The following is a 23,752-nucleotide window of genomic DNA, read 5'->3' as shown; positions in this document are numbered from 1 at the left end:
GATCACCCGCGGATGAGGCGCCCCTCGAGTGCCGCAGCGACTTCGTCCGCGCGCGGATGGACACCGGCGCGCGGGCTTGACGTAGAAATTGATCAAAGATTGCTCGATCTCAAGGAATGTCAGCCCGTTCGCGCCTAAAGCTTCGGGCGGACAATTAATCGGGCTATCGCGAAAGGAGATCAGAAATGGGTTTGAAAATCTGTCCGATCGTCGCAACGGCGATGCTGACCGCATCAGCGATGCCACTGATGGCGGCGGACCACCAAATCCGGATGTTGAACAGGGGCACGGACGGCGCAATGGTTTTTGAGCCAGGTTTCACGAAGATCGCACCAGGCGACACGGTGACGTTTATTCCGGTTGATAAGGGACACAATGTCGAAACGTTCAAAGGTTTGATCCCAAAAGGCGCACCGGAGTTCAAATCTAAAGCGAACGAGGAATATCGCGCAAAACTCGATATGCCCGGGGCCTATGTGGTGAAATGCACGCCGCATATGAGCTTGGGCATGGTGGCCCTCATTCAAGTTGGCGACAGCCCCACCAATCTCGATGCCATCAAGACTGCAACCGTTCCAAATCTCGTGCGCAAGCGCCTTGACGCCGACCTCGCGCAGATTGCCGAATAGTGCCGGCCGCAGGAGAAAGGAGCATGCAATCATTTGCAAATTCCTTGAGGGAAGCCATCGGCAAAGGCGACCTCAAGGCGTATGTATACAGCTACCCCCCAAAACGGACATATAAAGAGCTTGAAAACATTCGATTGAGCGATGTGTGGGATTCAAACGACCAGGCGCCGGTAGCGTTATACATACATGTGCCATTTTGCCGATATAGGTGCACCTATTGCACGCTCTTTCTGACCACGCGGCACACGGAGGATCTTATTCGACGTTATGTCGAAAAGATCTGCTGGCAGATAAGCCTTTATGCAACATTTGCCGGTCACAGATCTGTCGCATCGGTCTATATCGGCGGCGGAACCCCAACTCTCCTGCCCATCGATCGGCTGGCCCAGATTTTCTCTTCCGTTCGAGATGGCTTTCCAAATATCGACCGTTCGACCGAGGTGTGCGTCGAAGGATCTCCCGACACTGTGTCGGGGGAACTGCTGGATTTTTTGAAGAACCAAGGCGTGAACCGGATCAGCATGGGAATCCAAACGATGGATTCCGTCGAACTGAGAGCGTCCGGCCGCCCATATCAGGTTTCTGTGTCGATTTCGTCCATTGAAGCAGTTCGCAAGCGTTTCGATAACTTCAATCTCGACTTGATCTACGGCCTCTTCCGTCAAACGCCGGAAAGTTGGAAGCGCTCGCTGGAGCAGATTTTGTCCTTTCGGCCAACAACCGTTTCGCTTTATCCGGCGATCAGCCGGCCGCTCACTGCTATGCAAAAGCAGCAGCGATCTCGACCGCAAGAATATGTGGAAGACCGCCTCAAATATGAGATCTACGACAGCAATGTCGATTTTATGCAGGACAATGAGTATCGACAGGAATCTTTCACCCGTTTTACCTGCCTTCCAGAAGGCACCAGCGCCTACGGCCAGGAAACCTCTGACTTCCTCGGTGTTCCGATGATAGGCATCGGAGCAGGCGCGCGAAGTTATAACGGGAAATATCACTACAGCCTCGACTATGCCGTCGCGCTGAAGAATGTCGGCAAAGCCATCGACGATTATATACATCTCGAGATGACTAGTCGGAATTTGCTGAAATACGGAGTTATATTAGACGAATCCGAAGAACGGTTGAGATATTTTATACTTAACCTTACGCTCAACCAGCTTTCAGAAGCAGATTATTCACGACGATTCGGACGGGACCTCCGCGCCGATTTTTTGGAGGTGATAGATGCTCTGGAAGTCGAAGGCTGCATCGATTTGCGGGGCGATGGCGCCATTGCTCTGACCCGGAAAGGTTACAAGTACAGCAACCTGATAGCGCATCATCTCTTCTCGGACCACGTGAAAATCCGTGAAGAAAGGTACGTTCCTAAATGAAAAACAGCGAGCGGTTTTGGGAACGAGGCTATTCGGATCCCAACGTCTGGACGATGGGCGGGCCAAGCGTCGAAGTCTATGAGATAGAACAGCAACTGCCAAGAAACGCAATGGTCGTCGACCTAGGATGCGGCGAAGGCAGGAACGCTCTCTTTCTTGCATTCAGGGGGCATGCGGTAACTGCATTGGAACCGTCATCGAGCGCGGTCAGAAAACTGCGATCGGTTGCAGACGAACATTCGTTGAATATCGATGTGATCGAAGGGAGAATCGAGGATTTCGTCCCTGATGAGAGATACGACCTGGCTTTGGCACACTCGTCGTTGCACTTTGTGACCAAGGATGTGTGGGTTCCGTTGATCAACGAGTTGAGACAACGGACCAACGAGGGTGGATTTCACAATTTTACATCGATCATCGGGACTTCCCGGTATCCGGTCCCGTACGAGTGCCGGCACGCGAATTCATTTGATCGGGGCGATCTCGACTCACTCTATGCAGACTGGCAGGTACTACGCTCTGATTTTTACGCGAAATGGGATTCCCATCCCGGGATTGCGACGCATGTCCACGCCGTAGAAAAGTTCCTCTCTAGAAAGGCAGGACCCGACGGCCCTTTGCCATTCACCAAAGTCGACCTGTCGAACAGCGACGCTCTGCCTGGCGATTTGTTCGAAAAGATCCCGCTCGGGATCCACGTTGAGGACCTCAGACTGTTATGCAACCGGCCGACGACGGTCAATCGGATCGAAATGCCCGGACTGAACCTTACCTCGCCAATCGAACTGACCCGCGGCTATGCTGTTGAAGAGTGGTTCTTTGGCAAGCATGCGCTTCAATTCACGCAAGGCGTGCTGACGGGCAAGTACGAGTACTTTACGCAGCCGATCTCGTTGCAAACTGTTCCCAGGGCGTCCAATCGGTATGAGGCAGGAGCCCATCTCGGCCCGCAAAAAACTGATTGAAGTCAGGGCATACGAGGACTGATGAGAGCATCGGGCAGAGCTGGTGGAAAAGAGACCGCGCAAGCGCCGGCCAATCCAGCGCAGTTGGCGGTATGAATCGAATTCTCGTACTCACTACTGCTGTGTTTATCACCGGATTGGCCGAGAACGTTTTCATCGGGGTGCTGCCGAATGTAGCCGGCAGCCTTGGAGTAGGCGAGTCCGAAGCAAGTATCCTCATTTCAGTGTTCTCGGTCACCTACGCGTTCTTCGCGCCGATAGCTACACTGATTTCCTATCGCTTCGATGTAAAACCGACGCTCCTCGCGGCCATGTCAATCTTTGCAGGGAGCAATGTGCCGGTTGTGATCGGTGGATCGGGGCTGCTCCCAATAAGCGCCTCGAGGATCATCACGGCTATGGCTTGCGCGCAGATATCGGTATGCGCCGTCGGTTGTGCAGTTCAGATCGTCTCGGAAAGATATCGAGCTCGTGCCATAGCCTCCGTGTACCTTGGAATAAGCGGCTCGCTTTTTTTGGGGGTACCTCTGGGCGTGTGGATTACACATTTGATTGGTTGGCGCCGCCGTAGGCCTTGCAATGATTGGCCTATCTGTCGTCGCTATATGGCTTGTAATCGTCGTGCTACCGAATGTCGGGTCGCCGAGCAAGCGCTCGCCTTTTGGCAAACTGTATCTAGCTCATTTCCGGGATCGCAATCAGATGATGGCGCAGCGTGTTTCTATTTTGTTCATTGCAGGTCATTTCACCCTCTTCAGTTATTTGACCTCTTACGCCGCGAGCAAGGGGTTCTTCGGGCCACACTGGGAGGCCTTTCTTTACGCCGTTTTCGGGTCGTCGGGCATGGCGGGGGGCGTGCTGGCCGGTATTCTTTCTGACCTCGCAGGTCGTCGGCTCGCGCTGGTCGCGAGCCCTGCAATCTATCTCGTCACAACGTTGCTGCTATGCGTGTCAGAAAGCAGCATCTTTTTTTCGCCAGCCTTTCAATTTGGGGATGCGCGAGCTGGTCGATTTCGCCGATCGTCCAGAGCGATATTGCGGATCTCGGCCGAAGCCCGAGCGACATTATAATCGGTGCGAATGTCACCGCAATGCACGTGGGCGTTGCCGGCGGTACCGTAGTCGGCGGCAGGCTTATTGCAAATTATGACTTGTCGGTGCTGCCGATCGGGGCGGCAGGCCTAGCTGCGATGGCTTTGGCCGCGGCGATCTTGTCGGTCAGAACCTCGCATTGATACTGCGGTGCTGGTCCGTAGTCGCGCGCCCCTACTCGTCGTTATTCTTACGAGCGGGCGTAGAACCATGGCTCCCAGACTCGGCATTGCGCCTCAATCCGAGCAAGCAAGGAACTATGAAGTTCTAAAATTTTGCATTGCAGCATCACATTGATCTGGGGACCTACGATCAAGCGCTCGCGCTCACTGGATGTCTGGAATGACTACAGCGACAAGCTGTCGTCAATGACTGAGCATGCTCGTATTAGTGCGAAATAAACGAGGCGATCGACGTCTTGGCATCCTCTTTGCGTATCACACTTCCATCTCGCAGTTGCGAAATGATTGCGGATTCCGACGATCGCGCGCGCCCTGCTTCCATCCACCCCGACAATGAGGACTTGCTATGGGTGATCTACTAAAAGGAATCTCGAACTTCCGCGGTGCCGTGTTCCCGAACTACCAGGCACTTTACCGCAAGCTTGCGCAAGAGGGACAGCAGCCGCACGCCTTGATGATTTCGTGCGCCGACAGTCGAGTCTTGCCCGAAACCATTACCCAGTCAGGACCAGGTGAGCTGTTCGTATGCCGCAATGCCGGAAATATCGTTCCACCATTTTCAACCGCAAACGGTGGCGTTTCGTCAGCAATAGAATATGCCGTCGTAGCTCTCGCGGTTCGAGACATCATCGTTTGTGGCCATTCCGATTGTGGCGCGATGAAAGGGCTCTGCCGTCCCGAATTGCTAAAGTCCATGCCCAACGTCGCCGCTTGGCTAAAGCATGGTTACGCTGCGCATTCGATCGTTTGCCAAGCCTATCCGGCCGACCTTTCCGAACGTCAAAAGGTCCGCGCTATCGCTATGGAGAACGTCATTGTTCAGCTTGACCACCTGCGCACACATCCTTCCGTTGCAGCAAGGCTTGCGACCAATGACATGACGCTGCACGGGTGGTTTTTCGATATCGAAACGGGAGAGGTGGAGGTTTACGACGGGTCGGCCGCCCGCTTCACAAAGATACGCGAGGACGGGCCGTTACCGGTCGCCGTTACCGGTCGCGATCGGCCGCAAGTCCTAGCCGCAGTTGCAGCGGAGTAGTGCCATGACCAATAACAGCTTCGCTTTTTCGCGCGATTTCGCCTCGTCGCTTGTCGTCTTTTTCGTTGCTATCCCGCTTTGCCTTGGAATTGCAGTTGCCTCTGGCGTGCCTGTTGCCATGGGCCTGATATCAGGCATCGTCGGCGGCATTGTCGTGGGCTTGCTGGCGGGTTCGCCCCTGCAAGTATCGGGCCCTGCCGCTGGTCTGGCGGTCATCGTCTTCGGCTTTGTCGAACAATATGGAGTGGCCATGCTCGGGCCGGTCCTGATCGTTGCTGGGCTTTTGCAGATCCTTGCCGCGTTCCTGAAGATCGGATCATGGTTTCGGGCAATCTCGCCCGCTGTCGTTCACGGTATGCTCGCCGGTATCGGCATTCTGATCATCCTCGGACAAATACACGTTTTGATGGGGGCCAAACCGGCTGCGGGGGGCATTGAAAACGTCGTGGCGATGGAACGAACATTCGGACATCTTTGGGGAGGCGGCATGACGAGCGAATCCGTCGACTTGCTTATAGGGCTGATTTCCTTGCTCGCGATGATCGGCTGGGAAAAATTCAGGCCCAACCGGCTGAGGCTGGTCCCGAGTGCGCTGGTAGGCGTTGCCATCGGAACTACATTAACGGCTGCATTGCGGCTACCGATTGCCAGGGTCGAGGTTCCTGCATCTCTAGCAAACAGCATTTCATTGCCGACAGTGGAAAGTTTCGCGAATATGGCTCAGCCTGGAATCGTCGTCACATCGCTGGTGATTGCGGTCATCGCCAGTGCGGAATCATTGCTGTCGTCTGCGGCTGTCGACCGGATGCATGACGGCGCCAGCACACGCTTCAACAAGGAGCTTTTTGCACAAGGTATTGGCAACGGGCTCTGCGGACTGCTCGGTGGTCTGCCGATCACTGGTGTTATCGTACGCTCCTCGGCAAATATCCAAGCCGGGGCGCGTACACGGGCATCGGCTGTCCTGCATGGCGTCTGGATTCTTGGCCTTACGGTGTTGCTGCCGCAATTGCTTTCCATGGTGCCGCTGACGGCCCTGGCCGCAATACTGCTCGTGACGGGTTGGCGGCTGATCAGCCTTCATCACGTGCGCGATCTCTTCGATCATCATGGTTGGCTTCCCGTGGGCATCTGGATTGCGACTGTTGCGATGGTCGTACTGCAAGACCTGCTCGTGGGTGTTGCTCTAGGTTTGACGCTCTCGATTTTCGAGATCCTTCCTTATCTGCGGCGCAAGCTTGCTATCGATCGAATGGAAGATGCTGAGACGGTTCATCTGACGCTTGGTGGCGTTGCGACTTGCAGGGATGTTCCCGCGCTCCTTAATACTTTGGAATCGCTTCCAGCTGGTTGCACAGTCCGGATCGCCAGCAGCGATTTGCACTATGTGGACCATATCTGCGCAGAGACCTTACGCGACTGGCTTAAGCGGCAGAAAAAATTAGGTCGCACGGTCGATATTCAGCATCCACCCGCCGGCCGCCATCCGCGGCTGGTGCCAATCTTCAAGCGATTGACCGCCGAGACCGCCGACCCGACAGGATAAGTGGCAGGGACTGCTGAACAGCGGATGGGCGAAGACATTCTCAGCCATCCGGACCTTCTGCCGTGATCAACCGCCTCGCAAATTATAATTTAGAGAACCTTGCATGTTTCTCCTTAGATTTTGAGGTCCGTCCGCTGGCCAGCTTAAAAGGAGCGACCGTCGTGTCTGGCTTCGAAATGGCGTGCTGAACGTCGCATTGTTAGGCCGGCCCGCGGTTCGTTTTTGAGCCTTTGCAAGATAGCGAAGGAACAGCTCCGGTGCTTGATTGGCAGCCGGCCGTGTGGTGTTTCTGACAATTCGTGGTTCTTCCTACAAACTCGCCAATACGAACCAGGAACCCGGTGGCGCATCTGCCACTTTCTTGAGTTACACGAGCAGGTCTTCGGAAAAGGCGATCAGGGGACGACGCATCGGCAGCATGGCGCACTGGCGTCTCGCAGCTTCTTATCCGGCGGAAACTCTTCATCATATTTGATCAAGACCATTTACGCCCTCGCCGGGCAATCGCGAGCGCCGTGCCTTTTTGACTACTACATAGGCGATTGCGAGCAATACGAACCACAGCGGCGTAACCTTCAAGGCGATAGCCGTGTCCGGCTTCTGCGCCAAAGCCCACAAGATAAAGGTGAAGAAGCCGAAGACCATCGCGACAGCGGCACGTCCGCCGGGCATTTTGAAGGTCGATTTTTCGTGTAAGTCAGGCCGCTTGCGGCGATATTGCAGGTAAGATGCAAGGATGATCGACCAAATAAAGATGATAAGCACTGCAGAAACCGTCGTGACGATCGTGAAAGCCTCGATGACATTGTCTCCGGAATAAAGCAGGCCGATCCCCGCCAGCAGAAAGACGCACGAGAAGAACAAGGCATTTACCGGGACCTTCCTTCGGTTCAACTTGCCGAATAAGCCCGGCGCCAGCCGGAGGGTCGCAAGTCCGTAGACCATGCGCGATGTTGAATATATGCCTGAGTTGGCACTTGATGCCGCCGAGGTCAGTACGACGAAATTCACCACATGGGCGGCAATACCGAGGCCGGCAAGCGAAAACATAGCGACAAAGGGGCTCGAATTCGGATCGACTTGATTCCATGGAATGACCGTGAGGATGACGAACAGGGCACCGAGATAGAAGAGTGCCACACGGACCGGAATCGAGTTGATTGCCTTCGGCAGGTTGCGGGTCGAGTCTTTGGTCTCTGCCGCGGTCATTCCAACGAGTTCGATACCCGCAAAGGCAAACACAGCAATTTGGAAACCGGCAACGAAGCCGTGGAAGCCGTTCGGAAAGAAGCCGCCATGCAGCCATAGATGCGAGACCGATGCCCTGCTTCCATCGGGCAGTGTGAGGCCTGTGGAAAGCATGTAAGCACCGGTAACGATAAGCGACACGATGGTGACGATCTTGATGAGCGCAAACCAGAATTCGATTTCACCGAAATTGCGTACGGTCGGCAGGTTGAGGGCGAGAAGCGTGAATATAAGACCAAGCGCCGGTATCCAGAGCGCCATATCTGGGATCCAAAATGACACGTAGCTGGAGACGGCCACGACGTCGGCCACCCCGGTCACAATCCAGGAGAGCCAGTAGGTCCAGCCGGTGAAAAATTGCGCCCAGGGGCCGAGATAATCCCCGGCGAAATCCGCAAACGAACGATAGTCCGGATTGGATAGCAGGATTTCTCCAAGCGCACGCATGACGAAGAACAGCATGAAGCCGATGATCGCATAGACGAGCAAAATCGAGGGCCCGGCGAGCGAAATGGTCTTTCCTGATCCCATGAAAAGACCGGTTCCAATTGCGCCTCCGATGGCTATAAGCTGGAGGTGCCGGTTGGACAGATGACGTGCAAGATGATCATCCTCTTTTCGATGAGAATCTACGGAGTTCCGTGGTGCTACATTCATTGACTACCTCTCGTCCTTCATGATCGACGCGCCGATGATCGGCCAAACCTCACGGGCGCCAGCAGACAACATCATCCAAGTCAGAGAGCCACTGGCACAGCTCGCGCCAAGACGACTAAGATCCGACGTTCAGCACGGAATCATTAACAGGCAAGGCGAGGAAAACGCCCGGTTCTATACCCGCTTGAATGCCACGACGGCATTCGTGCCACCCATGGCGAAGGCGTTGCTCAGCGCTACGTGTACCTTCCGCTCGCGCGGCACATTGGGAGTAAAGTCGAGATCGCAAGCGGGATCCGGCTCGCGGTGATTGGCGGTCGGCGGCACGACGCCCTCGCGCAGAGCCATCACACAGGCGATCATCTCGAGCGCGCTCGACGCGCCGAGGCAATGCCCATGCACGGATTTGGTTGAAGAGACGGACATTGAGTGGGCATGATGCCGGAAGACACGTTTGATCGCTTCAGTTTCGATCTGATCGTTGGCTCTGGTACCAGTGCCATGCGCATTTACATAATCCACGTCCTCAGCATTCAGCTCAGCATCTAAAAGGCAGGCTCGCATCGCTGCCACTGGCCCTTCGACGGAAGGCGCAACGATGTCGAACGCATCGGCGGAATGACCAGCGCCGGCGATTTCAGCAAGAATTGGGGCACCGCGCCGTGCGGCATGTTGATAGCTTTCCAATACCGCGATGGCCGCACCCTCGCCTAATACCACGCCTCTTCTGTCGGCCGAGAAGGGGCGGCAGGTATCGGGTGCAAGTATACGCAGTGCTTCCCAAGACTTCAGCACGCCCCACACAAGCGGGGCATCGCTGCCGCCAGCAAGCATGACGTCGGCGCGGCCAGGTCTAATCTGATCCACCGCCGAGGCGATGGCATGGTTGGCCGAGGCACAGGCTGACGTGACGCCGAAAACCGGCCCCCTCAAGCCAAGGCTCATGCTGACGTGAGCGGCGGCAGCACTCGGCATAACCTTGGGTGCAGTAAGGATGGCAGCCCGGCGAGCGCCATCTAAAAGAAGAGCACGATAGTTTGCTTCGACCGCTTCCCAGCCGCAGACGCCGACACCTACTGTCGCACCGATGCGATAGGTATTTCCTTCGTCGATGGAGAGTTCGGCATGTCTTGCGGCTTCGCGTGCGGCAATCACGGCAAGCAAGCTGAAGCGGTCCATTGAATTGGATTGCTTCGAATTTAGGCCATGCTCCGGTAGCGTCTTGATCTCGGCGCCGATCATGCCCTTCAACTCGTGAAGTTCTGAATTGGCAATTGGGCCGATAGCTGAACGCCCTTCGCGCATTGCGTCCCAGATGGAGGCGTGGTTGGTTCCGAGCCCGCATAGGCCGCCTATTCCAGTGATAACGACGCGCCTGTCCATTCAAGCCTCCCTTGCTATCAAAGCGCGGACGGCTTCAATGAGATCGCCAACACTTTTAAGATTTGCCCAAGCTTCGGCGGTGTTAAACTCGATGCCGATGTCATAGGCTTGCTCTAGATCCCAGAGGATATCCGCCAGTGTTATCGAATCGATATCGAGCGAGCTCAGTTCGGTCTCAGTCGTTATTTCGTCGTCGCTCAAGGAGGGATCTTTGTCGGTGCCGTGCGCAGCAGCGTTTTTCTTGATCATGGCGATGACGTTATCTGCGATTTGATCTGGCATATTGTCTCCTATCGATTTTTGTTACGACGCATAGGTGGCACCAGGGCGCCTGCCTCTTCCCTCGAAATGGAAGGAGTGCATTGGCCAAACACGCTCTAACGAGCGGCCCTGATCAGCCTCTCAGCAAGATTTGTCTGGCGAGCGATGATCTCAGATCCTTCATAGGAAAGGTGACCGCTATCTCGGTAAAGGAATTTGCCGTCAATCTCGGTTTTGCATGTTGTGCCGTCGCAGAGAAAGTCGTGGTAGGAAACGACTTCTACGTCGGCCTTGAGCGCCACTTCGTTTAACAGCTCGAGGGTACGGGCGCGTCTGCGACGGTATTCACTGACATCTATTTTGCAGTCGCTGTAGCGCCCAAGCATAATGCTTCCCCTCGCCTTCCTCTCCAGGCAATCGCCAATGTCGAAGTTTCCGACTGGCGGAGGAGCAACCACAACCACGCGCTTGCCTAACGCGCGAACACCTTCGACGAGGGCCTTAATCCCCTCAATGGTTATATATTGCGAGACCTTGGCATCGGTGAAAGTCTCACCGTTCCTCTTAAGCACCATATATTCATTCGATACAGGCGTATCGAAAGGGCTTGAAATAGCCACCGTACTGATCTCCGGCCGATTTTTCAAAACGGCCAAAACACGGTCATTGAAGTCAATGCAATCCTCGCCGAAGGCACGAGAAAAGGGTGACGCTAACTCCTTTGAAACCGCAGCAACGCCGATGGCCGGGAAGCATCCGCTCATTGTGAGCTGAGCTAGTCCGCCTTCGCCGATTGTTTTGGCTAAGCCGGGAACCAGCGCCATGGCAAATGAATCGCCCCAGACCAGCAATTCTGGTCTGTTTGTGGTCTGGCAGCTCTTGGGGACGTCCTGAGGAGGCGGACCGGGTTTGAAATCACACGCTCTCGCGAGACCGTAGTTGATCCGCCGGATGGTGGCAAAATCAAACTTGTTCTCGGTTGTGGCTATGGCAACGGAGGGCGAGAAGGCGAGAAGGACCGATGCGGCCGCCAATCCTGAGACCAGCCGGAGACGAGACATGACGTACCCCCGTCGGAATGGCTCCTCCACGAACGAGTAAAGCGCCCAGCTTCCAACAAATGAGAAAGCAACGGCCGCATAGATCGCAAGCGCCGGAGGCTCCGCCAGCCAAACAGCTCTCATATAGACAAGCACGGGCCAGTGGATCAAATAGAGCGAGTAAGAGATGTCGCCAATCCTCGCCATGCCTCGCACGACAATGTTGTCCCGGGTGCGCGCAAGCAGGAAGGTCAGAGTTGCCAAGCAAATCAAAGCGGCATCCACGACTGGATGAGCGAAACCCATCGGGGCAAGGAGGAGAAGCGCGAGTGCTGGGAAACGTAACTTCACAAGCACGGCAGACACCACTGGCATCGTTGGAAGCAATGCGCCAAGTGAACCAATGGACATTTCCCAAGATCGGGTCGGCAGAAGATAAAACACAGCAGATGGGTTCTGGGCGACCAGATAAAAACATAGCGCAAGGCTAGCGACAAGGAACGCCGCTATTCCGATGAGCCACCATCTCCTCGGCGCCAAAGCCAAGAAGAGAGGCAGCAGCAGGTAGTACTGTTCTTCGACGGAGAGCGACCAAAAATGCAGGAGGGGCATCGTTTCGGCGGCGGGGCCGAAATAGTCCACTTGGTACCAAGGAACGATGTTACTGGAAAATGTGAGGGCCCCTATGACCTGATTGCGGAACTCCTGCAGCCCCACGTCCGAAAGCAAAAACGGCGAGGCGACCGTCGTAAGCGCAATGACGATGTAGGCCGCCGGCAATAGACGCTTCGCACGTCGGTAATAGAACTCCGAAAAGCTGAAGCGCGATTGCTCAAGCTGCGTCCGGACCAGCTTGGTGATCAGAAAGCCGGAAATTACGAAAAATACGTCAACGCCAAGATAGCCAGCTGTAAACGGCCCAATACGTGCATGATAGAGGACGACCAGCAAAACAGCCAAGCCACGCAACGCTTGGATATCGGTTCGAATTTCACGCGGCATTGGAGGGACCTGATGTAATTCTCTACTAATTAGATTCGCGATCGTTTGGCCGCAGGGTGGCTTTTAGGTTTCCCCAAGCAAGCCCGCGCTTGGATCAACTCTGATGTTGACCATGAACGCGCTGCTGCCTAGGTGCACTCGACGTATGCGGCGCATTGGCAACCCAGAAGCGTCATAGCTCCGGTCCATTGCGATCGATCATCGAACCAGAAGGCCAATCGGACATTGATCGTCCAATCGGTAGAACGACGACAAGTGCGTCATCGATGCGTGTGGGCGGCTTATCGAGGCGCGGCTCTTGTAAGGTGGACCGCACGCGAACGTGCGGAAAAACCGTCACAGGACCGTAACGGCCGAACCTCCGGATATGTCTTTGCAACTCCGGCCGAACCGTGCCGAATGCAAACGGAACGGCGAGATCCTGGAGTGTTGGAAGCATGGCTCGGATTGAATGGCTTATTCCGAGTCTTTCAAGATCGGTGCGTATCCCGTACAATCCCAACTCAGCCACCGGCAGGTCTATTCCGTCAACTTTAATGAAGCGGCGTAGCAGTCCCAGATGAGCGGCGATCCCGTCAACGTCATAGCCGATGAGGCGAAGTTCGGGTCTCGCTCCGGCCCAGCTTCGACTTCCCTCGAATGGTTTTGCATTAAAGGCCCCGGTTGGTCCATAGGTCGCTCGAAAGAACTTGGCGAGTTCGACATGATCGGCGAGTTCCAGCTCGTTTTCCCAGCATAGTCTCCACCGCATTTGAGAGCACATGCAAAGATCTCCTCTTCCGAGTGTTTTTTGAAGCAGCTGTGCGATGAAAGGCACCGGGTTGAGGGCGCCTAAAAGGCATTCGTCTGCCGCCGGCTGTAGCCCTCATGCCCATAGGATCGCTCGTGGCGCTGGGTTCCTTACTGTTCGGCTTTGCAACCAAATACTTGTCCATTCGCGAACCGCTTGCGATAGCCATCAATGTATTTGATAGTAATCAAACGATGTTCCTTTTTAATGGATCATAACGCTTAATTCGTAAAATCGATTATTTGGATGTGGCGCATCCATGCGATGAATGGATTGCATCCGATAAGTGCGACTAAAGTCCTTATTGAACTCAATGGGCCAACAACGGAGCGTCCGCTTGCACTGTGAGAAAGACTGCTCACACTTATTCGAATCATCATAGTGCTGGATGGCGATGGCCAGCAGTGCCGGCCATTTCGGGAATGGAGGTGTAAAGCGCTCTGCATAAATGGATAGGACGAAAAATGGAAGAAAGCATTGGGATCGACAACCGGGGTGACTTTGGTATCTGGGCTATTGAAGTTGCCAAGCAGATTGTCGGCGAACAGGGTTTTGATCTCGCCAAAGGCTGCGCGTGATGGAACTGAAGACGCAGTCCGGCAAGCAGGCAATGCTCTCGGGCAGGCTATCACCACTGCGCTCATGGACGTCTACGACGGCCTCCTTGAAGGCGCGCGAGACTAAGCCCTCGCAACATTGACGGTGTAGCAATTCGCTCCGGAATGCCCCGTCCGAGCACAGCTGCCTTCACGAATCATCTTCAGCAACGCTGATTAAGAAATTAAGAACGTCGTCGGCTTGGTTCTCTTGTCCCGGGATGAGCTTCGGTCGGCAGCACAGGACGGGCGAACAATGGGATCGAAAGCGGCATACGGCTCGCGATGCAGGCTGTGATCCACTCTGGTGTTCGCCGGCTGCGGCGTGGTTGATACCATGACACCGATTGCTGATGGGTCGGCCGAGGGAATTGCCCCCCTGCATTCTTGCCAATCATTGCGCTCGATCGACAGGCGCCCTGTCATTCCACGTGGCAAGCAATGACGGGGCGGGTGCGCTGACGCGGGTGGCAGTGGTGCGCCAGCGACAGGGCGCCCGGTCTATACCAGACAATCGGTCCGGGAGGAATCCTGTTCGCGAAAAATGAAGATGGTCATAGAGGAGGCATGCAATGATCCGAAAAGACATCGATATCGCTCAATGACACGGGAGAGCGGGGCAGTTAAGGAGACTGCCTGAGGCGCGCACGGCAAGCCGCCACACGCATCCAATCATCTGTCGCGCGAGAGATCATCTGCGCAAGATTGAATGGCCCACCACAGTTTGTGGTTGCCGGCGAGAGCGGGGCTGCATACCCCTGACGCGCTTTCTCGTGTGAGAAGGGCTTTCCCCGTAACTTGCCTTGTACATCGCCGAGAACCGTCCGAAGTGAAGAAATCCCCATTTCAAGCAAATTTCCCTCGTTGTATGCCCGTTCGCCGGATCAAGTAACTCCACCCGCGCCGCCCGCAAACGAAGCATGGCCAAATACGCGGCCGGCGTGGTCTCCCGGAAGGCACGGAACCCGAGTTGCAATGCGCGTGTCGACACCCCCGCGGCTTTCGCGACCATCGGCATTCTGATCGGCTGGCTGATATTGGCTTCCATATATTCAATCGCGCGCCGGACATGCCTGGGGGCTATCATGTAGGGCTTCCTGTCGAGCAGGTGCGAAAGCTTGTGCGGGACAAAGCGTACTATCAGGTCGGCCAAAGCTTGAGTGACGTGCGCCATTGCGATTGGGGATCGAACTGAGGGATCGCGCAACCCACGAATGACGGTCTCCGCGAGAGAGCCGATCATTTGACCGGCCGACGTCGACGTTTCCAATTCCGGCAGAAGGTCCAATGATCCACTGAATGGCGTCTCGAACGTTTGATCAAGCGTCTGCAGAATCACATTCCAGTCGAGCAAAAGCTCGTCAATGACGTTCGATCGGCCATACATCACAACGCTCTCTGGCTCAAGATTGTTGTATAGGAGCAACTTACCGGGTCGAGCGGTGGCTTCGCGCGAGGCGTAGGTCACTCCCATGCCTCCGCTACGCGGTAGCACAATCGACAAATGCTGCACAGCGTTGATGGTAGGCTGGATTTGAAACTCAAACTCGTGTTGATGAAAACCCTTGATCACGGTGGCATAGTCACAGGTCGAAAAATCCAGACTCCACTGGAAGTCATCGACAGGGCTGACCAGCGCGGCTTTATACTCACCAAAGGCAGTACCGAGTGTTTCGATCATGCCATCAAATGACGATCCACCACGCTTAAATGTCAAATGGGGGCTGCTGCTTTGAAACATCCGATACGCCTGTTCGTGGTTGCAATTGGGATACTACACTCTTGGCGAGCCTATTTGCGGTTAGTCGCCGCGGTAACGAATTCAGCTCATAGTCCCATGAAGCCCTGGAAGTCCATCCGCACCTCGTCGTCGTAATAGGCCCAAATCCGCCCAGTAATCTTGTGGGCGGCACCCACTCAAAGACGTTCAGTTTCATTTCGGTCTCCTAAATGTCACTTTCGCGACACATCGAAGGACTTGCTACGCGGCCCGCCTCCTGCAGAATTATCTCACGCATCCAGGTGCTCGCCGGATCGTTTTCATGCGAGGCTGGCCACTGGATGCCCTCGGTGAACGCCGGAAGAGGTATTGGACTTTCCACAATTCGCAAGGGCATAGATGGTGCGAGATGCTTCACCAGTCGCAGAGGCAGAATTGCGAGCCTGTCGGTGCCCAATAGCGCTGCGGGCACCATCCCGAAGCTCTGAACGGCAACTTCGACACGCCTTTTGACACCTCGTTCCGATAAATAAAAGTCCTCAAGCGACTGCTGTTGACCAACCCCAGACTTAGCTGTGACGTGGCCCATCGCCATATACTCTCTGACCGTAAGTTGACCAGATAGTTTCGTATTCGTCGTACAGCCAACGGACACGAACTTTTCGTCGAACAGCTTCGCTCTGGGATGTGCGCTTGACATAAACAATTCCGGAAGAATTAGAAAATCGGCTTTGCCCCGCCGCAGAAGCTGGTCCGGATTATCTGGGAGCGGAATTAACTCGAAACTGACAGCGGGAGCTTCCCTTGCCAGACGCTTTATGATTTTCCGGAAGAATACTGTCGTCATGAAATCACAAAGCGCGATCGTAAAGTGTCGCTCCGGTTCGTCTAATGCGAAGCTATCTGCAGAAATAATGTTGAGTTGAATGTGCTGTAGTGTCTCTCGGACCGCGGAGGCGAGGCTTTCCGCACGTGGCGTCAGGATAAGTTTCCGGTTCTGCATCGTAAACAGGTCATCGCCGAAATAGTCGCGCAGCCGGCGGACGGCGGCACTCATTGCAGGCTGACTGAGATTGATGCTGCGCGCCGCTGCCGAAACGTTGCGTTCCGTCATCAAAGCGTCAAATGCGACGAGAAGATTAAGATCAAGACCCTTGAAACGCATACCGATTTAGCCCCAGAATTATCGTGAGGGTTGAAAAGAACAGTAGTGTTCCGATGTTTGCGGGCAGATCTGACGTCGTGACCTTTCAAAGCAAGATCAATCATTATCGCAAAGACTATTGAGTGCGTAATACGGATATCTTAGGATTGAATTGACCAGTTTTGATTGTAGGCAACCTCACATTCTGGACATTATGGCCTACTGCCTGCCGTTGCATTTTTCACAGTCTCCAGGGTGTTGAGTTTGGCTTCGTCCAGTTTTTTCTGACGGCACTTTGATGGTGCCGCATGGTTTCAACGCCCAACTTCTTGCGTGTCAGATGCTGGACAGGACGGGACCGAACTGGCACATCGTTAATTTCAGTGGGCGAACTTGCCTGGAACGCGGCTTCGAACGAGCTACTGGAAGACATGTCGACACCGTGCTTCAAAAGGGATTCGGGCACGCCGTGCCTCCTGACTGCGACGTGTCTGCCCGGTCGGGTTCAGCTTGCGTTCCAGCAAAATCGCGCAGCAACACCCGGAAGCGCCGAGAGCCCGATCGCTCATCGTCGCTAAATTGTCAGTTGTTTAAAGAAAAGCTCAATTGGCTTGCTCTTCCCTCCAGGCGGTCACAATTTTGCAAAGCCAAATTGCACTCCGCGAACATGTGGGAAGAAGCCCGCGGCGGCCTCCAGAACTGTAAGCGCACAATTCGCGGCACCTGTTCATTGAAAATCGAATGAAGGAGTCTGTGTCCACAACGGAGACTGTGGACATAATGGCATTGGATATCTTGACTGGATCGGAGCCCCTTCGGGCTGTGAAGGTTCTTTCCAACGGGAAGCGACGTTTCGATCCCAACGAGAAAGACCGTCTGATCGAGGCTGCAATGAAGCCCGGCGTATCAGTCGCCCGCCTGGCCCTGGCGCGCGGCGTCAACGCCAATCAGTTACGCAATTGGGTGAAGCTTCGCCGAAATCGGCAGGCCCAAGACACTTTGACGGTCGTTGCAGGGCAGGAAACGTCGGCCTTTGTTCCGGTGGTTGCAGCGTCGCCGACTGCGCGGCAGCCCGACATGCCGGCGCGGTCATCATCGGCAGGAATGCGGCTGATGGCGTCTTTGCCGAATGGTGTGCGGCTTGAACTTGAGAATGTGGATGAGCGTGCCCTTTGCGCGATGATCGAAGTTCTGGGGCGGTGCAATGTTCCGGCTGGCTGACGATCTTCGCGTCTATCTTCACCGGGATCCGATCGACTTTCGTGCGGGGATCAACAGCCTGGCGATCCTGGTCGAGCAGTCGATGGGTCTGAGCCCGTTCGAGCGTGCTGTGTTCGTTTTTTGCAATCGCCGGCGAACCCGGATGAAGCTCCTGTTCTTCGAGCGGTCAGGGTTTGTGCTCGTCTTGAAAGCCTTGTCCGAAGACCGGTTTCGCTGGCCCCGCCGCGAGGCGCCGGTCGTGATGCTCGATACCGAACAGTTGCGCTGGCTGCTTGACGGCATCGATCTCGACGCGATGGTGCGCCATCCTGTCCGGCAGTATGAATTTGTCGGCTGAAGGCAGTTGACGGCGGGGGGCGGCTCAGATTCAAAGCTGTGATGACTCCAGCCGGCACCCCGACCGTTGCGGAACTGATGGCGCTTCTGGCGGCGAATGCTGCCGAGAACGCTGCGCTGCGGGCTGAAAGAGACGCCCTTGAGCAGCGTGTCTTCAAGCTCGAGGAAGAGCTGGCGCTTGCACAACTGCATCGTTTTGCGCCGCGCAGCGAAAAGCATATGGATCGCGTCTTCAACGAAGCCGAGAACGCCGCCCTTGAGGCCGATGCTGATGAGGGCTTGGCCGATTGTGGCGAGCCGGACGTCGCAGAGCTTCCCGACACGGGATTGCCAGAGGTAGAAAAGCCCGAAGGCAGGAAACGCGGACGCAAACCTCTTCCGGCAAACTTGCCACGCCAACGCGTTGAATATGACCTTGCCGACGATCAGAAGACCTGTCCGTGCTGCCGCCATCCGTTGCATCGCATGGGTGAACTCGTCACCGAGCAGCTGCATATCGAAGTGAAGGCCACGGTGCTGCAAAATGCCCGGGCCAAGTACGCTTGCCGCAACTGCGAGCGCACCGATATCAGCACGCCCGTTATCATCGCGCCGATGCCCGCACAGCCCTTGCCGGGCAGTATTGCCACGGCCTCGACGCTGGCTTTTGCTCTTGTTCATAAATATGTCGACGGCACACCGCTCTATCGCCTGGCACAGGCCTTCGAGCGCGCCGGCGTTCCTGTCAGCCGTGGCGCTCTTGGCCATTGGGTGATCGGTTCCAGCGAGAAGCACCTCGTTCGCATCTACGATGCCCTGAAACAGCGGCTCCTATCGCAGGACGTCATTCACGGTGACGAAACCACGGTGCAGGTGCTGAAGGAAAAGGACAGGAAAGCAACCGACGAGTCCTACATCTGGGCCTATCGCAGCGGGCAGGACAGCGTCGAGCCGGTTGTGCTACTCGAATATCAGCCCGGTCGTGGGCAGGTGCATCCGCAGACTTTCCTGGGTGACTATCGCGGCATCTTGATGAGCGACGGCTATCAGGCCTGGCGCACCCTCAAGGGGGCAACGCATGTCGGATGCATGGCTCACGCCAGGCGACGCTTCGTCAACGCCTTCAAGGCCGGGAAGAAACAAAGCGGCCCGCCCACACAGGCATTGAAGTTCTTCGACCAGCTCTATCGGATTGAAAGGCAGGTGCGGGACGAAAAGCCGGATGACGGCGAAACGCAAGCCGATTGCCTCCGGCGCCTGCGCCAGAAGCACAGCGTTCCAGTCCTTGACGCCCTGAAGGAGTGGCTCGACAGCATGGCCCCCAAGGTCGTGCCCGATACCAAGCTCGGCGATGCGATCTCCTATACGCGAAACCAGTGGCAATATCTGACGCGCTACACCGAAGACGGCAGGATGCCGATCGACAACAATTTATTGGAGCGCGACATTAGAGTTTTTGCAACCGGAAGAAAATCCTGGCTCTTCTGTGACACTGTCGACGGGGCCAAGGCAAGTGCCGTAATCTACAGCCTCATGCTGACCTGTCGCGCCTGTGGCGTCGAGCCATTCGCCTGGTTGCGACACGTCTTCACCGAATTGCCGCAGCGTCCAGACGGCGCCGACATCAACGACCTCCTACCATTCAACTTCGCAAAAACCGCACCCGCCTGATCAAGGCCCATCGGCAAAAGACGATCACCCTCATAGCGCCCGCGTCAACGCGCAGGGAAATGCGCGCTTACACTCAAACTCGTCGCTGGCCGCGGTGATTTGCACCGGAATAAAAGACGATGTCGAAGACGGCGGCGACGCAAGGGGCTGGGTATGTTTCCGTATCCATTTCCAAACGAGGTTCGCGTTCACCCCGTGATCGCGCGCGAGTTTCGATACCGATGCGCCAGGTTCAAGGCAGGCCGCAATAAGGCGGTCTTTCGAACTTTGATCGAAACGGCGTCTCCCATTCCTACCGACCAGCCGCACGGCAAGTTTTTGACCTTCTTCCATCACTTGGTGTCCACCTATTTTGGTGGACACCTCATGCCAAAGCTCACTCAATTGCAGAAGGTGCGGGGAAAATCGCGCTTACCCAGAACTCGCTTGAGGAATTCGACATATCAGAGTGCCGGGCACGAAAAATATTCGGTTGCTTGAGTGGAATCACCAACCGCAAAAGTCCAATCGAAGGGCTGCGAGCGGCGACCCTCCCGGACAGGCAAAACCATGTATCCGATAAGGGGCAAAGCGTCGTGGCAAATCATCCTATCTTTTGCATTTGCCGCGACTTGTCATGAAGAAGCTCGTTGATCGAGAGCAGCCCCTAACTTCAGATTGCTGAGATGCGCCGCGGCAGGAGCTTGGCCGGCTCGGCGATTCCTAACGAGGGATGCGCTGTTTAGCGTGTAAATTGATGCCGTGGATGTGTGCTATTCAAACAATCGATTTTGCGAATTGATGGCGGTGCTGCATCAGGCGGACCATTGATTGCAGAGAACCTGGGGCGTCGACGGCACAAGAGTGACGCTGAAAGCAATCAAAAGCAGTCAGGAGAAGCCCTGCCGAGAACTATCGCGCAATCAAAAACCGGAGATGAAGCATGCGTCTTACACTTGCCGCCGCGGCGGTACTTTCCACTTTATCTTTGCAGCAAGCCGTCGCTGGCACTGTAAACTGCGCTCCGATCACCGAGCAGCAGGTAGCAGAATTGTTCGATCGCTGGAATGCGTCGCTCAGAACACTCGACTCCGAAAAAGTTGCCGCGAATTATGCGGAAAATGCGATCCTGCTGCCGACGCTGTCGAACACACCGCGCCTGACACACGAGCAGCGAGCCGCTTATTTCGAGCACTTTCTCAAAAAGCGGCCGAAAGGATCGATCGATCTGCGCGTGATCAGGATCGGATGTAACATGGCAACGGACAGCGGCATTTATACTTTTTCATTCGCCGATGGCACCAAAATTCCCGCACGTTACACCTACACCTATGAATTCATGGACGGAAAATGGATGATTACAGCCCATCACTCCTCATCGATGCCTGAGACATAGGGATGGCTCGAGCACGCGTGCTGGCGATATGCCAGCACACGCTTGCGGTGAACTCCAGCTCATCACTCCAAGCCAGAACTTTCGCCAGCAACACTTGCCTCACTGTTCTTTCTTCCCAACGAAAATCGCTGGATCGTATGACGGGCCATAACGTGAGCTTGAAACCGCCGAAAGGGTCATGGCATGAAGGTCTATGCCGGCGTCATCTTTGAAAAAGCGGCTTCCGGCGGCCTCGTCGACACGTCGTCTCCGTCGTTCTTGCAAAAGCACTGGTCGAAATTGCCGGCGAGGAAGAGGCTGCCGCGGCCCGTCACCTTTTGAGGCCGTTTCTGTCAACCGGCGCCAGGGGCCGAACAGATTCTCCGCCCTTAGCCGGCGCAGCGATCAATCAGAGTACAAATTCAAAGCGTTCGACCAGAGCCCACTCTCAGCAACGGTGCCCGCCTCCTCGGAGAGGCCGATCGCGGGACGGCTCCTCCTCCTTGACGCAGTGCATTGTGGAGCTACGCATCCATCATGCCAAGCGACAAATGGGATTCAAAACATCGAGATGATTGGGCGGCGCGCTTGTCCTATGTCGGACATTGTCGAAAGGACAACGTTGCATTTGGCTTCAAGGCGTTGGGTCATCGTCACAATCCGAATTTAAGCACAAACGTCTTTCGGCATTCGAACTAAGGACAGCTCATTTCAGCGACGTCGATGATACGCAAGTCCTGGATCGTTCACTCGACTGGAATGACCTTTGCGTTTGCGATTTAAGGGCGGCGGGAACGGGCGACCGGCATTGGAAGACGGGAAGCCATGATGCCTGGCGGCGAAAAAGCACCCCTCGAGCGCAGAATCCCATCTGATCGAAAGGAAGACGACGCGTGAAATCTGGACATGATAAGCCGGACTGGAGACGAAAGTCATTGCGCGCCTCATCATCAACTTTCATCTCGAAAAAACATAGCGAGGCGCATTTACCTTGGTATACCATCTATCCAACGATACAGGAGTTTTCCTCTGCAATCGGCGCCCATACGTATGAGGAATGGCTGCGGAGCCTGCCAACCGATGACGCTGTTTCGCTCTATCTGCACATTCCATTTTGCCGCTCGATGTGCTGGTATTGTGGTTTTCCAACGAGCATCACTCGTCTGGATAATTTGATCATCCACTATCTAGCAATGCTCCGTGAGGAGATCCGCTTGGTCGCCGAGCAAGCGCCGAAGGCACTTGGCGTGAGCGACGTGCACTTCGGGGGCGGATCCCCGACCATCATGCCGCCAGCAGACTTCCTGTCGCTAATGGAACTTTTGCGCGGCCACTTCGCGTTCGAGAAAGCGGCTAACATCGCTATCGAGGTCGACCCGCGCACCTTCACCACCGATATGGCCGAAGCCTTGGAGAAAGCCGGTGTGAACCGCGCAAGCGTTGGTGTGCAGAGCTTTGATCCCATCGTACAAAAGGCGATCAACCGGGTTCAGAGCGAGGCGCAGGTGATGACTGCCGTCCAGAACCTTCGCCTGCATGGAATAGGGCGCATCAATTTCGACCTGATGTTTGGATTGCCCTATCAAACAGTCCAGTCCTGTCGCCAGAGCGCGAAGTTAGCTATTGAGATGCGTCCCGACCGTCTCGCGGTCTTCGGTTATTCGCACGATCTATCCTATAGAAAAAATCAGCTCCTGATTGACCGGGCAGCATTGCCCGATATAGCCGGGCGCGCTGAGCAGGCCTCGGTCATGGCCGAAACGTTAGCCGCTGCCGGCTATCTGCAAATCGGGCTCGACCATTTCGCGCTGCCGGATGATGAGCTTGCATTAGCGGAGAGAACTGGTCGTCTGCGGCGCAATTTGCTTGGTTACTCGGCCGAAACACGCCCAACTGTGATCGGCTTCGGCGCGTCGGCCATCGGTCGTTGCGGCGAAGGCTACGTTCAAAACGTATGCGGCGTCCACGCCCCATCGATTTTTCAGTTGCAGTGATCTGAGGTTGATCTACGGCCCGTCAAATGAGCTCACCGAAGAGTACCTGACGAGCTCATTGTGAGGCCTTGATGCGGGCGGCGTAGGCCCAGGGCATGAGGGCATCGATGTCTTTTGCTAGGTGGCCGTTTGCGAGGCTGACGAAGAGATCGCACAGATAGGCGTAGGGTTCAACGCTGTTCATTTTACAAGTGCCGATCAGGCTGGCAAACCGGGCCCAGTTGCGGCCCCCTCCCTCGAAGCCGGGTTCATAATGCCGGGTTTCTGGCATTCGAGTCCACGGTCACTTATCCCTTCCATCCACTGGTTGACCAAACCGTATTGGTAACCGGCAGCCATGAGCACGAAGGTGTTCATTATCTGCTGATTCGACAAGCCCATGGTGGCTCATTTCAAATCCCCGCATGGATGTTTGATCCTGCGGCAAGTTCGATCGAGATTGTAGCCGAGCCGCGCCTTTCGGCAGCCAAGCTTATTGAACTGCGCGCATTCATTGATTCTCACGTACCTTTTCGCTCGGTTCAAGA

At 55.4% G+C, this 23,752-nt stretch carries 17 protein-coding genes and 6 pseudogenes; 14 read left to right on the top strand and 9 right to left on the bottom strand.

Features of this window, described 5'->3' with window-relative positions; all coding sequences use genetic code 11:
* Positions 1–185: 185 nt before the first annotated feature.
* From GGD46_RS27020 to GGD46_RS26995, 7 genes and pseudogenes are all read left to right on the top strand, one after another.
* Positions 186–629: a pseudoazurin gene (locus GGD46_RS27020; protein WP_004125898.1), complete on the top strand. Its 444-nt coding sequence runs from the start codon at positions 186–188 to the stop codon at positions 627–629.
* Positions 630–652: 23 nt separating this feature from the next.
* The gene (locus tag GGD46_RS27015; RefSeq protein ID WP_004125896.1) at positions 653–2,005 is read left to right on the top strand and encodes an STM4012 family radical SAM protein; all 1,353 of its coding nucleotides are present in this window, start codon (positions 653–655) and stop codon (positions 2,003–2,005) included.
* Complete coding sequence (locus GGD46_RS27010) at positions 2,002–2,970, top strand: class I SAM-dependent methyltransferase (protein ID WP_004125894.1); 969 nt, start codon at positions 2,002–2,004, stop codon at positions 2,968–2,970. The genes GGD46_RS27015 and GGD46_RS27010 overlap by 4 nt, the downstream gene beginning before the upstream one ends.
* Positions 2,971–3,062: 92 nt before the next feature.
* Positions 3,063–3,521: pseudogene (locus tag GGD46_RS34560) on the top strand (MFS transporter); the annotation flags it as partial.
* A gap of 151 nt (positions 3,522–3,672) precedes the next feature.
* Positions 3,673–4,041 carry a hypothetical protein gene (locus GGD46_RS34040; RefSeq protein ID WP_240535516.1) on the top strand — a complete coding sequence of 123 codons (369 nt, stop codon included), beginning with the start codon at positions 3,673–3,675 and terminating at the stop codon, positions 4,039–4,041.
* Between the two features lie 549 nt (positions 4,042–4,590).
* A complete protein-coding gene (locus tag GGD46_RS27000) occupies positions 4,591–5,283 on the top strand; it encodes a carbonic anhydrase (RefSeq protein WP_004125890.1) in 693 nt (230 codons plus the stop codon).
* Between the two features lie 4 nt (positions 5,284–5,287).
* Positions 5,288–6,829 (top strand): SulP family inorganic anion transporter, encoded by a 1,542-nt coding sequence (locus tag GGD46_RS26995; RefSeq protein WP_004125887.1) that lies wholly within the window; start codon positions 5,288–5,290, stop codon positions 6,827–6,829.
* 465 nt (positions 6,830–7,294) lie between these two features.
* Here the strand turns inward: GGD46_RS26995 and GGD46_RS26990 are convergent, their stop codons facing one another.
* The 5 genes from GGD46_RS26990 to GGD46_RS26970 form a co-directional block, all read right to left on the bottom strand.
* Positions 7,295–8,734, bottom strand: a complete 1,440-nt coding sequence (locus tag GGD46_RS26990) for an amino acid permease (protein ID WP_004125885.1) — start codon at positions 8,732–8,734, stop codon at positions 7,295–7,297.
* Between the two features lie 174 nt (positions 8,735–8,908).
* Positions 8,909–10,117 (bottom strand): beta-ketoacyl-[acyl-carrier-protein] synthase family protein, encoded by a 1,209-nt coding sequence (locus tag GGD46_RS26985; RefSeq protein ID WP_004125883.1) that lies wholly within the window; start codon positions 10,115–10,117, stop codon positions 8,909–8,911.
* On the bottom strand, positions 10,118–10,399 hold the full coding sequence (locus tag GGD46_RS26980; protein ID WP_004125878.1) for an acyl carrier protein: 282 nt from the start codon (positions 10,397–10,399) through the stop codon (positions 10,118–10,120).
* A gap of 95 nt (positions 10,400–10,494) precedes the next feature.
* Positions 10,495–12,420, bottom strand: a complete 1,926-nt coding sequence (locus tag GGD46_RS26975; RefSeq protein ID WP_004125873.1) for an acyltransferase family protein — start codon at positions 12,418–12,420, stop codon at positions 10,495–10,497.
* A 172-nt stretch (positions 12,421–12,592) separates the two neighbouring features.
* On the bottom strand, positions 12,593–13,183 hold the full coding sequence (locus GGD46_RS26970; protein ID WP_004125869.1) for a NodA family N-acyltransferase: 591 nt from the start codon (positions 13,181–13,183) through the stop codon (positions 12,593–12,595).
* A 491-nt stretch (positions 13,184–13,674) separates the two neighbouring features.
* Here GGD46_RS26970 and GGD46_RS26965 point away from each other — a divergent pair.
* A pseudogene (locus GGD46_RS26965) lies at positions 13,675–13,894 on the top strand (hypothetical protein).
* Between the two features lie 603 nt (positions 13,895–14,497).
* Here the strand turns inward: GGD46_RS26965 and GGD46_RS26960 are convergent.
* Both GGD46_RS26960 and GGD46_RS26955 read right to left on the bottom strand, forming a co-directional pair.
* Positions 14,498–15,547 carry an AraC family transcriptional regulator gene (locus tag GGD46_RS26960; protein ID WP_004112928.1) on the bottom strand — a complete coding sequence of 350 codons (1,050 nt, stop codon included), beginning with the start codon at positions 15,545–15,547 and terminating at the stop codon, positions 14,498–14,500.
* A 205-nt stretch (positions 15,548–15,752) separates the two neighbouring features.
* Positions 15,753–16,691, bottom strand: a complete 939-nt coding sequence (locus GGD46_RS26955; protein WP_004112925.1) for a LysR family transcriptional regulator — start codon at positions 16,689–16,691, stop codon at positions 15,753–15,755.
* Positions 16,692–17,450: 759 nt separating this feature from the next.
* On the opposite strand from GGD46_RS26955, the gene tnpA (GGD46_RS26950) reads away from it, so the two are divergent.
* The 3 genes from tnpA (GGD46_RS26950) to GGD46_RS26940 are packed head-to-tail and all read left to right on the top strand — an operon-like array spanning position 17,451 to position 19,877.
* On the top strand, positions 17,451–17,891 hold the full coding sequence (gene tnpA / locus GGD46_RS26950) for an IS66-like element accessory protein TnpA (RefSeq protein ID WP_028755355.1): 441 nt from the start codon (positions 17,451–17,453) through the stop codon (positions 17,889–17,891).
* Positions 17,875–18,228 carry an IS66 family insertion sequence element accessory protein TnpB gene (tnpB, locus tag GGD46_RS26945; RefSeq protein WP_028755356.1) on the top strand — a complete coding sequence of 118 codons (354 nt, stop codon included), beginning with the start codon at positions 17,875–17,877 and terminating at the stop codon, positions 18,226–18,228. Before tnpA (GGD46_RS26950) ends, tnpB begins: the two co-directional genes overlap by 17 nt.
* Positions 18,229–18,269: 41 nt before the next feature.
* A complete protein-coding gene (locus GGD46_RS26940; protein ID WP_028755357.1) occupies positions 18,270–19,877 on the top strand; it encodes an IS66-like element ISRtr5 family transposase in 1,608 nt (535 codons plus the stop codon).
* A gap of 84 nt (positions 19,878–19,961) precedes the next feature.
* Here the strand turns inward: GGD46_RS26940 and tnpA (GGD46_RS26935) are convergent.
* Positions 19,962–20,213 (bottom strand): annotated as a pseudogene (gene tnpA / locus GGD46_RS26935) (IS66-like element accessory protein TnpA); the annotation flags it as partial.
* A gap of 586 nt (positions 20,214–20,799) precedes the next feature.
* On the opposite strand from tnpA (GGD46_RS26935), the gene GGD46_RS26930 reads away from it, so the two are divergent.
* Together GGD46_RS26930 and GGD46_RS26925 are read left to right on the top strand one after the other, a co-directional pair.
* Complete coding sequence (locus GGD46_RS26930; RefSeq protein WP_004112919.1) at positions 20,800–21,252, top strand: SgcJ/EcaC family oxidoreductase; 453 nt, start codon at positions 20,800–20,802, stop codon at positions 21,250–21,252.
* Positions 21,253–22,166: 914 nt separating this feature from the next.
* A pseudogene (locus GGD46_RS26925) lies at positions 22,167–23,183 on the top strand (radical SAM protein); the annotation flags it as partial.
* Positions 23,184–23,280: 97 nt separating this feature from the next.
* Here the strand turns inward: GGD46_RS26925 and GGD46_RS26920 are convergent.
* Positions 23,281–23,469 (bottom strand): annotated as a pseudogene (locus GGD46_RS26920) (transposase domain-containing protein); the annotation flags it as partial.
* A gap of 77 nt (positions 23,470–23,546) precedes the next feature.
* Between GGD46_RS26920 and GGD46_RS34035 the strand changes: the two are divergent.
* Positions 23,547–23,663, top strand: a pseudogene (locus tag GGD46_RS34035) (hypothetical protein); the annotation flags it as partial.
* Between the last annotated feature and the right edge of the window lie 89 nt (positions 23,664–23,752).

This window comes from Martinezella lusitana (genome assembly GCF_014207095.1).
Lineage (GTDB): Bacteria > Pseudomonadota > Alphaproteobacteria > Rhizobiales > Rhizobiaceae > Rhizobium > Rhizobium lusitanum_B.
Note: the sequence above shows the minus strand (reverse complement) of the source record. Positions and strands in the feature narration are given on the sequence as shown.